Origin of the sequence: Metamycoplasma alkalescens (assembly GCF_900476125.1) — a bacterium.
Taxonomy (GTDB): domain Bacteria; phylum Bacillota_I; class Bacilli_A; order Mycoplasmatales; family Metamycoplasmataceae; genus Metamycoplasma; species Metamycoplasma alkalescens.
In genome coordinates, this window is the sequence record NZ_LS991949.1 from 231,792 (window position 1) to 245,609 (window position 13,818).

The window sequence follows — 13,818 nt, forward strand, 5'->3', positions numbered from 1 at the left end:
TTTAATTATATATTTCTAATTAGATGATAGATAATTTAATTTTATATTATTATAATTCATAATATTCCTTAAATGAAGGTCATTTTTTTCTATCTCTATGCAGTGGGTTATTTTCTGCAAATAAAAGATGTTGACCAACTTTTGATACATTTCAATTAGATATATCATGACTAAATGATATTGCATGATAGAATACTCCACGCATATCAGTTACATTTAATGTATCTCATGCATAATATTCTTCACCATTTGATTTTACTCATCTTGTAGATATATCTTGATTAAAACTATTTGCACCTCAAAACATATCACGTAGATTATGAACATTTGAAATATTTCAATTAGTTATTGCTCCATTAAATTTAAATGCATGGAAGAACATTTGAAACATATCTCTTACATTTTTAGTATTTCAATTGTTTAGATTTTGATTAAATACATTAGCATGTCAAAACATTGAATTCATATCAGTTACATTTGATACATCTCATGCTTTGTATTGTTTATTGTTTTTAAAAACAATTTTTGTATCAATTGGTTGATTAAATCTTGTTGCCTCATGGAACATGTAAGACATACTTGTAACTTTTGATGTATCTCAATCAGATATATTTTGATCAAAATTTAGAGCTTGATAAAACATTCCTGCCATGCTAGTTACATTTGAAGTATCTCATTTTGATATGTCTGTATTAAATCCATGTGAAAGTTTGAACATATTTGCCATTGTCACAATATTTGAAGTATCTCAATTGCTTATTCCATGTAAATTGTTTCCTCAATTTTGGAAAAACATTCCTTGTAAACTTGTGATTTCTTTTGGTAAGTAAGATGTAATTCTACCTCCATTTACAATATTGGGCATCACATGAGCAACAATTTCATCTCCATTATCATAATATCCAATTTGAGTGATTTCATATACATCACCAATTTTATGCTTCATATTATGTTCAAATTTAGTATTTATGTCAGATACCCCATTAAATTCTAATTCAGCTCCATTTTTAACCTTACGATATTTTGTTGGTGCACTTGCTGCTTTAATATATCCAAAAGGAAGTAGTAATTCATTATCAAAAATTTTTATTTTAAAAAATGATTCATCTGAATTTTTAAATCTCAAATATTTTAATTTAGGACGTTTATTTTTATAAGATTCTGAAATAAGTTGAATATTTTCAACATTAGAATTATCAAGGTTAAGTGATTTCTTAATTTCATTTTTGAATCTTTCTAAAATGCTTGAGTATTTTTCTGAACTTCTTAATTGATTTTTAAATTTGTTGTTTCAAATATTAATAATTTGTTCATTTCTAATACTTTTAAAAGTAATTTCAACTTCACCACTTAAACGTAGATAATTATCCTTATTTGTTTTTATTTTTGCTTTAGCTTTACCTTGAGATTCATTAATGATTTCTATTTGTATAAAATCTTTTATTCTTTCAATTTTTTGATTATTTTTTACCAAAAGATCAAGAATTATGCTCTCTGTAGGGTTTATAATACCACCTAAATTTTTATTAGTAATTAAGGTATTTATATCAATATTATTGGATTTATTTCGATTAATTTTTTCTTCAAGATCTTTAATTAAATCATTTAGTCTTGCAATTTCTTTATTTTTTTCAACTAATTGGGCATTTGCTTTCATTAACCTTACTTCAAATTCTTCTTTTTTAACTAATGCTCTAAAATGTGCCTCTCTAGATGCAACTAATTCTAGTTCTTTTTCTTTAAGTAATTTATTTAGTTCATCTATTTTTTCATCAATAGCATCATTCAGTTCTTTATTTGTGGCTTCAAGTTGGCTCGCAATTTTTGATATATGATTTTGATTTTTCTTGTAAAGAATGCTGTAATTGCTCATTTTTTTATTTATATCTTCAATTATAATTCCTGAAGCAGCAAGTTCTTTTTCAATGGCCATTTTTTCTTTTTTTAATTTAAATACATCGATATTTACTTTGGCATATTCATTTTTAAATTTTTCGTGTTTTTCAAAAGCCATCTTGACATCTTCAACATTAAATTTTTCTATTGGATATCGTTTTTTAAATTCCTCATCTAGCTTAACAAGACCTGGACGTCAACCTTTTTCGTATTCTGCTTCTCACTCATCATATCACAATCGATAAATTCAGATTGTTCATAAAACAATTTTTGCATTATCTTTAATTTCTTTAATTTCTTTATTTTTGCTTTCTAATTCCTTTTTGTGATTATCAAATTTTTGTTTTTCAGAATTATATTTTGCTTCTATTTTTTCAAGTCTAGAAATTTTTTCATTAAATTCTTCATTTTCTTTTTTTAATTTTCTATTTTCGCTTTGCAATGTTCTTTTTTCGGCTGTTAAATCTTTAACATTTTCTTTTTCTCTAGCTAAGTCTGATTCTGCAGCATGTTTTGCTTCATTGGCAGCTTCAAGATCTTTAGTTAGTTTGTCATTTTTTCTTTGAAGTTCTGAAATATTAGTATCTTTTGTTCTTATATTTCCATTAAGATTTTCAATATCGCGTTCTTTTTGTCTTACAGTATCATTTAATTTTGAAATATCTTCCTTTAATTTTGTAATTTCTTCCTTTAACTTTACATTTTCTGTACTATCAGGATTTTTATTTCTCTCCCTGTTAAGATCATCTTCTAATCTTCTAATTTGTTCTTCTTTTCCAGCAATGATTCTATTTTTATCTGCAATTTCAGATTTAAAAGCATCTCTTTCTTGTTCAAATTTTCTTTTATCCTCTATAGCAGCATTTTTATCATCTTCAAATTGTTTTTTTTGCTTTTCTAAGCTATCTATTTTGATTTTATTTTTTCTTATTTCTTCATCCAAATCAGTAATTTTTTCTTTTGCATTTCTTAGTTCTCTTTCTGATTTTCTTAGTTTATCCTCATTTTCATCGACTTCATCTGTTTTTTTGCGAAGGTCTTCCTTTATTTTGTCAAGTTGCCTTTTATTTTCAGCAATTTCATCTTCTTTATCTTTAATATTTCTGTTTAAACTACTAATCGTTCTTTGAAATTCTTTATTTTTTTCTTCAAGATCTTCATATTTTTTTATATTTTCTTTATATTTTTCAATTTCTTCAGTGTTTCTTCTAATTGTTTCTTGAGCTTCATTGATTTGTCTTTGTTTGTCATTATTTTGACTATTTAAATCACTAACTCTTTGTTTTTCAATTTTTAATTGTTCTTCTAAATCCTTTTTTGCTTTTTCAATTGCAACTTTTTCATTATTTATTTTTTGTTGTTGTTTTTCAAGATCATTAATTTTTTTGTTCAGCTCTTCTATTCTTTTGCCATCAGGAGTATTTTGATACTTATCAAGTTCATCTTTGATTTTTTTAATTTCTTCTTCTTTTTCTTTGATTTCATTATTTATTTCATCAATTTTTTCAGAATTTTCTTTTTTATCTTTTTCTAATTTTTCAATTTCTATGATTTTTTCTGTACGTTCTTTTTCTAAGTCATCAATATCTTTTTGTAATTTGTTCCCACGATTTTTGTTTGTCACAGCAATAATCGATACAGCTGCAATAGCCGAAGTTGCTGCAAGAATACCAATGGTAGTTAATATAATTCCACCCTTTTTCATAATCTTCTCATTTCCTTTTTTAAAATTTTAATTTTGTATTTTAATGCTGTTTTTTTTAATATTTTTGTTTTTAATTATGACTATTTTTAAAATTGATAATTATGATTTTTTAGATTATGATTTTTGATTTTTTTTATTTAAATTTACATTTGAATTTTTGTTTTGGATGTTGCTACTCTTAGCTATTTCATACAACAAAAAAACACTAGACATTTTAGAGTGTGTAAAAAACTAAATATATAAATACTAAATACTAATAAACAAATTTTTATTTTTTAGATTTATTAAATAATAAAAATTACTAAACAAATTAAATTATTTTTATATCTAATTCAACCTAGTTCTAAATTTATTTTGTTAAATTAAATTTTTAAAGAATTTTTAAAAATTTATAAAAAACTATTTATTCATATTATTTTGTTATTTTATTATCGATTTAATCAAATATTTTTTTAAATTAAAATCATAATTCTAAAAAATAATTAAAAAATAACAAATTTAACATCTAAATATTGCTGTTATTTTTTTGATTATTTAAATTTAATTATTGTTTTTTTATTAAAGCAATTAAATAAATAATTAACTTCAATTTATATTATTCTTATTAGAAGTTATAGAATATCAAATAAAATTATCATAAAAAAACTTAAAATATTTTTATAAAAAAATCAATAAATTTCACATATTTTTTATTTTTAAATAAAAACAATCAAAAGCGAATTTTATTATTTTTTTGTGTTTTCTATTTTTTAATAAGAATGCATAGTATTATTTTTTTATTTTAATTAAAAGTAGGAATTAATTTGATTATTTAATTATTTAAAATAAGTATTTTTTTCTATGTATTCTTTCATATAATAGATTACAATATTACATAAAAAATATTACCACTTTAGAATTTATTTTTTAAAAAAAATATAAATAAAAACATTTTTTTTATTTTTCTTATTTTATAGAAGAAAAAAAATGGGAATTAGTGAATATTTAAGTTTATTTTTTAACTTAAAATTTTTATTTATTTGATTTAACAAGAAAAATTCAAGCGCAAAACAACTAAACTTTTAAATTATAGTTTGCTGCGCTTGAATTTTATAATCAAGTAATTTTTCAAATTTTAGTATTTTTAATTCATTTATTGTATTAAAACTAATTGATTTTAATTAGAAATTATAATAGCATCATCAACATTTTCTGCTTCGTCTTCATAGTATTTTTTAAATAAAGGTCAATTTTTTTTGTTTGAATTAAAATTAGCATTAGCATTGTGGGCAAATCTTGCATGTTGTCCTACTTTTGATACATTTTAATTCGATATATCTTGATTAAAATTTGTTGCTCCATAAAATATACTACGTAAATTTTCAACATTTGTTATATTTCAATTTGTTATATTTCCATTAAAACTAGTTGCATGTAAAAACATTTGAAACATATTTCTTACATTTTTAGTATTTCAGTTATTTAAATCTTTATTAAACATTTCGGCATTTCTAAACATTGAATTCATATCAGTTACGTTTGAAACATCTCAAGATTTGTAATTTTTCTTTTGTTTAAAAACATTTCTTGTATCAATAGCTTGATTAAATTTTTTTGCTTTATAAAACATTCATGACATATTAGTTACATTTGATGTACTTCAATCAGAAATATCTTGATTAAAGTTTAGAGCTTGATAAAACATTCCAGACATACTACGCACATTTGAAGTATCTCAATTAAATATATTTGCATTGAAATTATTTGAAAATCTAAACATATTTGCCATTGTCACAATATTTGATGTATCCCAGCTACTTATTCCATCCAGGTTATTGCCTTTATTTCGGTAAAACATTCCTTGTAAACTTGTGATTTCTTTTGGTAATGTTGATGTTATTTTGCCCCCATCTATGATATTAGGCATTATATGAGCAACAATTTCATTGCCATCATCATAATATCCAATTTGGGTTATTTCATATACTTCACCAACTTTTTTTCTCATATTGTATTGAAATGTATTATCAAAATTATTCATTCCATTAAACTCTTCTTCAGGACCATTTATGGATTTACGATACTTAGTTGGAGCGCTTGCTGCTTCAATCATACCAAAAGGAAGTTGTAGTGATTCATTTAGAATTTTAATTTGAAATGAATCATCATTAGGATTTTTTAATTCTAGTTTTTTTATTTTAGGTCGATTATTTTTATTTAGTTCTGAAATAAGCTGAATGTGTTCATGATTATAATCTTCATTATTATTTGATTCTTTAATTTCTTTTTTAAATCTTTCTAAAATACTTGAAAATTTTTCTGAACTTTTTAATTTATCTTTAAATTTGTTATTTCAAATGTTTGTTATTTTATCAATGTCAATTGCTTTAAAAACAATTTCAACTTCACCATTTAAATTTAGATGGTTATTTTTAGTTGCTTTTATTTTTGCTATGCCATCTGCTTCATTTTTAATTTCTATTTCTATTTCTAATAAATCCTTGATATTTTTTATTTTTTCATTATTTCTTATTAAAATATCAAAAATTATATCTTTTTTAGGGTTTACAATTGTTCCCAAATTTTTATTTGTAATTAAATTATTAATATCAGTAGTCTTTGAAAAATTATCAATAATTTCTTTTTCTTTTTCTTTAATTAAATCTTCAAGTTCTTTAATTTTAAGATCACGCGAACCTATATCATTTTTAATGTTTTTATTTTCTTCTTCTATTTTTGATACTCGATCTTTGAATTCATTTATTTCTTTTTTATAATTTTCAATTTTAGTTTTTTGTCGATTAATTTCATCTTTTTGTTCTTCAAATTTTCTTTTTTCAATTTCTTTAGTTACTTGATTTTTTTCTTTATTTAATTTCTCAATTTCCTTATTAGCATCATCTAATTGTTTTTTTGTTTGAATCAAGTCATTTTTTATTTTGGATAATTCATTTTCTTTTTTAATTAATTGAGAATTTTGATCTGCAATTTGCTTGTTTGCTTTATCTAACTGATTCTTAATTTCATTAATTTTTTCTTGTGATTTTTTTTCTAATTCTAATTTAAGTTTTTCAATTTCAATCTCATATTTTTTTATTTCTTTTTTAAAAATATTGATTTGAATTTCGGTTTTTTTATTTTGCTCAATTAGAGATTGATTTTTTTTCTTCCAATTCTATTTTTTTATTTTCAAGTTGACTTATTTTATTAATTAATTTTTTTTCTTTTGATTTTAAATTTTTAATTTGATTCTCAAGCTCTCTAATTTTCTTTTCATCTATACTATTTTTATATTTTTCAAATTCATCTTGAATTCTTTTTAGTTCTTCTTCTTTTTCTTTGATTTGATTATTTATTTGATTAATTTTTTCAGAATTATTTTTTTTATTTTTTTTTAATTCTTCAATTTCTTTAATCTTTTCTGTACGTTCTTTTTATAAGTCGCTTATATTTTTTTGCATTTTATTATTTTGAGTTTTATTTGTAATAGCAATAATGGTTATAGCAGCAATTGCTGAAATTATAGTAATGGTACCAATTGTTGCCAACATAATTCTTCTTTTTTTCATAATTTCTTCGTTTTTTTCTTTCTTTTTAAGCTTTTGTTTTTTATATAAATGTTTATTAAGCCTTAATTTATTTATAAATATTTTTTTGTTTTTAGTTTTAATTTAGAAATTTATTTATTATTAATGTCACTTTGTTAAGGTTTTATTAAATAAAAAAATATGATTCTAATTTTTTTTTAAATAAATAAAAATTTTTTAATATTTTTTTATTTAGTTTTAAAAAAAATAAAAACACCCAAAATTTTAGGTGTCTTATTTTTTAATTTAATATAACAAATAGGTTTTTTAGTTGTTTTATTAACATTATTTTTCATAATATTCTTTAAACGCTGGTCAAAATGTCTTATTAGCCTCAAATGGATTACCAGCAGCAAAATCAAGATGTTGGCCAACTTTTGATACATTTCAATTAGATATGTCTTGATTAAATTTAGGTGTAGAGTAGAAAACACCACGCATATCAGTTACATTTAATGTATCTCATGCATAATATTCTTCACCATTTGATTTTACTCATCTTGTAGATATATCTTGATTGAAATTATTTGCTCCTCAAAACATATCACGTAGATTGTCAACTTTTGATGTATTTCAATTGGTTATTGCCCCATTAAATTGAAATGCATGGAAGAACATTTGAAACATATTTCTTACATTTTTAGTATTTCAATCATTTAAATCCCGATTAAATTGTTGTGCATGTCAAAACATTGAATTCATATCTGTTACATTTGAAACATCTCATGCTTTATACTGTTTACCATTTTTAGATACCATTTTTGTATTAATAGGTTTGTTAAATTTATATGCTTCATGAAACATATAAGACATACCAGTAACTTTTGATGTATTTCATTCAGATATATCTTGGTCAAAATTTGTTGCTTGATAAAACATTCCGGCCATACTAGTTACATTTGAAGTATCTCATTTAGATATGTTTGTATTAAATCCATGTGAAAATTTGAACATATTTGCCATTGTTTCAACATTCGAAGTATCTCAATCACTTATTCCACCTAAATTATTACCTGAATTTTGGAAAAACATTCCTTGTAAACTTGTGATTTCTTTTGGTAATGTTGATGTTATTTTGCCCCCATCTATGATATTAGGCATTACATGAGCAACAATTTGATTCCCATTATCATAATATCCAATTTGGGTTATTTCATATACTTCACCAACCTTGTATCTCATATTATGCTCAAATTTTCCAAGTAGCGGAGATTCTCTATAAAATTCTAATATTTCTCCTCCTTTAGTTTTTCGATATTTAGTTGGAGAATTAGCTGCTTCAACTTTACCAAAAGGAAGTAATAAAGGATCATTTAAAATTTTAATTTGGAAAGATTTTTCTTTTGGATCTTGAAATTTTAGTTCTTTTATTTTAGGACGCTTATTTTCATAATCTTTTGAAATAAGTTGAATATGTTCTTCATTATATTCTTGATTTTCAAGCTCTTTTTTAATTTCTTCTTTAAATCTTTTTAAAATACTTAAAAATTTTTCAGAACTTACAATTTTTCCTTTGAAAAATTTTTCAGTTCATACTTTTTCAACAAATTCCTTGCCAAAGTTTTTAAATTCAATATCAACATTTCCTCTTAATCTTGATAATTTTTCAAAATTTGAAGTGTCTTTAACTTTTAATTTTGCTTTTCCTTGTTCTTTATCTATAACTTCTACTTTTAAGTGATCTTTTAAATCCTTTAATTTTTCATTTTTATTTACAATGACATCTAGGATTGTTTCTTCTGGTGAATTTACATATATAACATTACCTATATTAGGATTTTCAACTATTTTTTTTAATTCAAGAGTATTATATTTTTCTTCTATTTCATCTTGAATTTTTTTAATTTCATCTTTACGTTTTTGTTCTAATTCATCTTGAATTTTTTTAATTTCTTCTTGATGTTTTTGCTCTAATTTTTTCTTAGTTTCTTCATTTTGTGATATTTGTTCTTTTAATTTTTCAATTTCTGCTTGACTTGATGCTTTAGCTGTTTCTAATTCTTGATTTTTTCTATTTAACTCATTTATTTTTTCAGCCTGTGCATCAAATTCCTTAATTTTATTATCTAATAATTCTTTGTTTTTTTCAAAGCCATCTTTATATTGTTCTTTTTCTCTTGTAATTTTTTCTATTTCTTGGTTTTTTTCTTGAATTTTTGTTTCTGTCTCTTGAATTAATCTTTCTTGTTGCGCGTTTTTTGCTTTTTCTTCTTCAAGTTTTTGAAGAGCACTATCTTTTGCTTCTTCAATTGTCTTTTTTTCTCTTTCTAAAGCCTCAATTCTTTCGGTTGAATTTTTTGTTTGTTCTTTAAATTCATTTATTTTAGATTCAATTTCTTCTTTTTCTTTAATTAATTTGCTTTTTTCTTCTTCAACTTGTTGAATTTTTTGATTGTTTTCAGAAATTTCTTGCTCTTTTTTGGTTAACTTTTGATTTAGATCATCGATTTGTTTCTTTAGTTCATTATTTTCATTATTTAATTCAATATTTTTAGCATTTAATTCTTCTTTTTCTTGTTTTAATTTTTTGATTTCATTTTCAGATTCAGTTGCTTTTTTTTCTAATTCTGCTAATTTATTATTAATTTCTTGAATTTGAGTTTTTTGTTGCTCAATTAAATTTTTTTTCTCTTCAAATTGCTCATTCAATTGGTCAAATTGAGTTTTAATTTGGTTTTTTTCATTTTCAATTCTTGTTTTTTCATCCAGAAGTTTTTTATTATTTTCTTCTGATGTTTGAATTTTTACATTTAGTTCTTCAAGTTTTTTGTCTAAATTTTGTTTTTGATTTTTTATAGTTTCAAGTTGAGCATTTAATTCATCTTTTTGATTATTAATAGCAATAATTAATTCATCTTTTTCTTGAATTTGAATTGTATAGTTTTCTATTGCCTGTTTTTGCGATAAATTTTCATCATGTAATTCTTCAAGCTTTTTATTTAAATTTTCTTTGTCTTTTTTTAGATTTTTTTCTGCTAATATTGCTTCTTCAAGTTGTTTTTTTATTTCATCAATTTCATTTTTTAGTTTCTCAATTTCTTTTCCAGCATCTGTGCTTTTAAATTCATCAAGTTCTTCTTCAATTTTTTTAATTTCATCATTCTTTTTGTTGATATCTTCTTCTAGTTCATGAATTTTATTTTGAGCTTTATGTGATTCATCTTCAATTTTTTTGATTTCATCATCATGTTGTTTTTTTAACTTATCCATTTGGTCATGTATTCTATTACTTCTCTTTTTATTAGTTATTGCAACAACAGAAACAGCTCCAATTGCTGAAACAACAGCAATTGTTCCAACTGTAGTTAATATAATTCCGCTTTTTTTCATAATTTCTCCGTATTTTTTTGTCCTTGAAATTTTTAAATGTTTGTAAGGAAAAACAATACGTAATAGAGATTTACTTTCTTTTTTATAAATAATTTTTCTATTAAAATTATTAAGAATTTTTTTGCAAGATTATTAAATTAAATTATTTAGATAAACTTTTTTAATTAGTAAATTATTTCTTATTTCTTTATTAATAAATTAAATAAACAAAAACATTAAATTATTAGATTTTAATAATTTAAGATTTAAATTTATTTTTAGTTTATTTGCAATAATAAAGATTTTTTATTTTTAGATTAAACCATATAAAGAATTTAATTAAATAATATGCAAGTATTTTATTATTAGCTAACTTATTTATTTGGTTTATTTTTATTATTGGTTTTTAGAAATTAATTAATCATTTTTAATTTTTTTAAATTACTCCAAATTTTTAAAAAAATTAAATGATATAGTTAGTTTGTTAAATATTTTATTTCTAAATAATTAAATTGAATTTTTTATTAAATTATGTTTTTGAATAAATCAAGATATAAGTTGTTTTTTATTGATTTTTTTAACTAAAAATAATTCTTTAGTAATTTTATAATTTGCTATTTTTTATTTTGAAATAAAAATAACGAAAGCAAAAAAAATTAAATCATCTATTATTATTGTTTTAAAACATTTATAAATTTCTCTTAAAGTCTTTTTCATCAATTAAAAATTTCTGCTTATTTTCTTAAAAAAATAAGAAAAAGTTTTTAACCTAATGTCATTTCATTTTTTAAAAAAAGATTACAAGAGAAATTATTTTAATAACTTTTTTACTAGTAATTACATTGATTAATTTCTCTATGTATTCTTTTTATAATATAGAGCTTACAACTTATATATTACCACCATTTGGAGTCATTATCCAAAAAATATTATTAATTTTTGCTAATTTTCTAGGTTTTTTGGAGATATTTTGTGAATTTTTTCCCAAATTTCATTTTTTTATTATTTAAAATAAATAAAAAAACAAGTGTCTTTTTTAATAAGTTAATATTACAAACTTATTTTTTCACTTGTTTATTTGTATATTGAAGTTTATTTGTAATGGTTATTTTTATTTTTCTTTGTTTACTTTTTCTTGAGCGGATTTTTTCTTAGCTTCAGCAACTAAAATTTTTTCAATTTCAGAATGATAGTCATCAACTTCTTTTTGAATTTCATGGTATTTTTTTAGATTTTCAGGATCATTTAGTTGTGCTAGTTTATCAAAAATTCTGTCTGCTAGTTTTTCTTGTTCAAAGTTTTTAAATGGAACAAAAGTTTTTATTTGGTCCTCTTTTAAACCATATAAATCCGCTAATTGTTTGATTCTTTTGTCATATTCTTCATCCGAAATATGTAATTTTTCTTCATCAACAATTTTTCCATAAATATATGATTTAATAAGGTTTTTAGTTGCTTCTTTTTTGTATAAATCTAAAATTTCATCCTTTGTTGTTTTTGAGAATTCAATATATTCTTTTTCAGAAACACCTCTTTGTTTAATTTGGGTTAAAAAATCACGGTAGTATCCATTTGCAGTTTGGTCAACAATGATTTCTGACATTTCAACTTTTGAATTGCTTGTGATTTCTTCAATTGCACTGTTAATGAAATTAGTTTTATTTTTTTGTAATTTATTTTTTAAAGCAGTAATTTCTAAATATTTATCAAAGTCTGCTGGAGTTTTTACAAGTGGATTGATTTTGATTTCTTGTAAAAATTGTTCATTAATTTCAGGATAATTTGGGGTTTTGATGTTGTGGATTGTAACTTTGAAAATCACATCTTTTCCAGCTAAGTTTTTAGCATGATATTCTTTTGGGAATGTCAAATGAAGATCTTTTGTTTCACCTTTTTTTAAACCAATCATTTTTTCTTCAAATCCAGGAATAAATTGGTTTGAACCAATTACCAAATCAAACTTTTCTGCTTCACCACCTTCAAATTTTTCATTGTCAATATAACCAGTAAAATCAAAGTTAACTTGGTCATTTCATTTGATTGCTTCATTTGAATCAAGCATTACAACGTAGTTTGTTAACAATTGATGTTTTGTTTCTTCTAATTCTTCTTTGCTTAAAGTTAATGAATCTAATTTTGCTTGAATTTTTTTGTAATTTCCAATTGTAATTTTTGGAAATAAAGGAAAAATAAATTCAAAAACAACTTTTTCTAAACTTAAATTCACAACATCAAATTTGGGACGAACATTATCTGCCAACATATCTTCATTGGTAATTTGGGTAGTGATATGTTTTCTATAAATATCATCAATATTATCAGAAATAGTTTTGTCAAAAATTTTTACTAGACTAATTCTTTTGATTGCTTCTGATAATGGTGCTTTTCCTTTTCTAAAGCCAGGAATAGTAATATCTTTTGCTAAGATTTTTCTTGTTTTATTTAATGCCTCTTCTCATTCAGCGCCTTCAAGAGTATAATCAATAATTAATTCGGTTTTATTATCGTTAAATTTACGTGACATTTTTCTCCTTGAATAAAAAATATGTAATTATTATAACATTATTATTTGAATAATGCATATAAGGTTTTTTCATTTTCATTAAGGTTTTTTTCGTCTTCTTCACCAAATAAAACCTTTGTGACTTGAATGACATTTTTATACTCATTTTTAGTTTGATTTTTTAAAATATCAACTCAATTTTGAAACAAATAAGCACTAAATACCTGCCTTGCAATTTTTGTTTTAGCAACATCTTCATTAAATAAATTAATGATTTCTTTTTCTAATTTTGCAAGTGCTTCATTTTTTAAAAAAGAACCATCTTTTTTAGGATTAATGATTTGATTTTTAACAGTGTAATCATAATCAATATTTTTAGTTTGTAATAAATCATAAATCAATGTTTGAAACCCTGCGTTTTCAAACCCCTCACCATTAAAAAAATATTGAAATTCAGAAGCAAATTGATCTAAATCGCGATTTTTCAATTCGTTATAATTAAGCATAAAAACATAATCCATTTTTTTAGATTTTAGCGCATTAATTAAACTTAGAGTATCTAAATTTGTTTTTGTTTTGAGTTGATTTTTTTTAATTTGAAACAAAATCATTTCTCTAAAAGCTTCAATTTCATTTTGCATTTTTGAAATTGGAAATGAATTTCTTTTGCTATCTATTAAATAGATTGCTTTTAGTGGATCTTCATTTCTAATTGCTGCAACTTCATCAATAAAATCATTAAATTCTTTTTCTAATAAATTTTTCATAAGTACTTAGAATTTTACCATTATATTTTTCATAAGAATTTTAATAATATATAATTAGTCTAGTAGACTAAA

The 13,818-nt window shown here is 22.3% G+C and carries 6 protein-coding genes; all 6 read right to left on the reverse strand.

All coding sequences use genetic code 4. The features are described from left to right. Nucleotides 1-49: 49 nt before the first annotated feature. Nucleotides 50-3,601, reverse strand: a complete 3,552-nt coding sequence (locus D2845_RS06075) for a BspA family leucine-rich repeat surface protein (protein ID WP_110858192.1) — start codon at nucleotides 3,599-3,601, stop codon at nucleotides 50-52. A 1,303-nt stretch (nucleotides 3,602-4,904) separates the two neighbouring features. Further along, nucleotides 4,905-6,506 (reverse strand): BspA family leucine-rich repeat surface protein, encoded by a 1,602-nt coding sequence (locus D2845_RS01025; RefSeq protein ID WP_110858193.1) that lies wholly within the window; start codon nucleotides 6,504-6,506, stop codon nucleotides 4,905-4,907. A 508-nt stretch (nucleotides 6,507-7,014) separates the two neighbouring features. Beyond that, a complete protein-coding gene (locus D2845_RS06945; RefSeq protein WP_276329737.1) occupies nucleotides 7,015-7,149 on the reverse strand; it encodes a hypothetical protein in 135 nt (44 codons plus the stop codon). A 303-nt stretch (nucleotides 7,150-7,452) separates the two neighbouring features. Then, nucleotides 7,453-10,497: a BspA family leucine-rich repeat surface protein gene (locus tag D2845_RS06080; RefSeq protein WP_110858194.1), complete on the reverse strand. Its 3,045-nt coding sequence runs from the start codon at nucleotides 10,495-10,497 to the stop codon at nucleotides 7,453-7,455. Nucleotides 10,498-11,587: 1,090 nt separating this feature from the next. Continuing rightward, entirely contained in the window at nucleotides 11,588-13,000 is a 1,413-nt protein-coding gene (gene tig / locus D2845_RS01035) for a trigger factor (RefSeq protein WP_110858195.1), read from the reverse strand. A gap of 41 nt (nucleotides 13,001-13,041) precedes the next feature. Next, a complete protein-coding gene (locus tag D2845_RS01040) occupies nucleotides 13,042-13,746 on the reverse strand; it encodes a hypothetical protein (protein ID WP_110858196.1) in 705 nt (234 codons plus the stop codon). Between the last annotated feature and the right edge of the window lie 72 nt (nucleotides 13,747-13,818).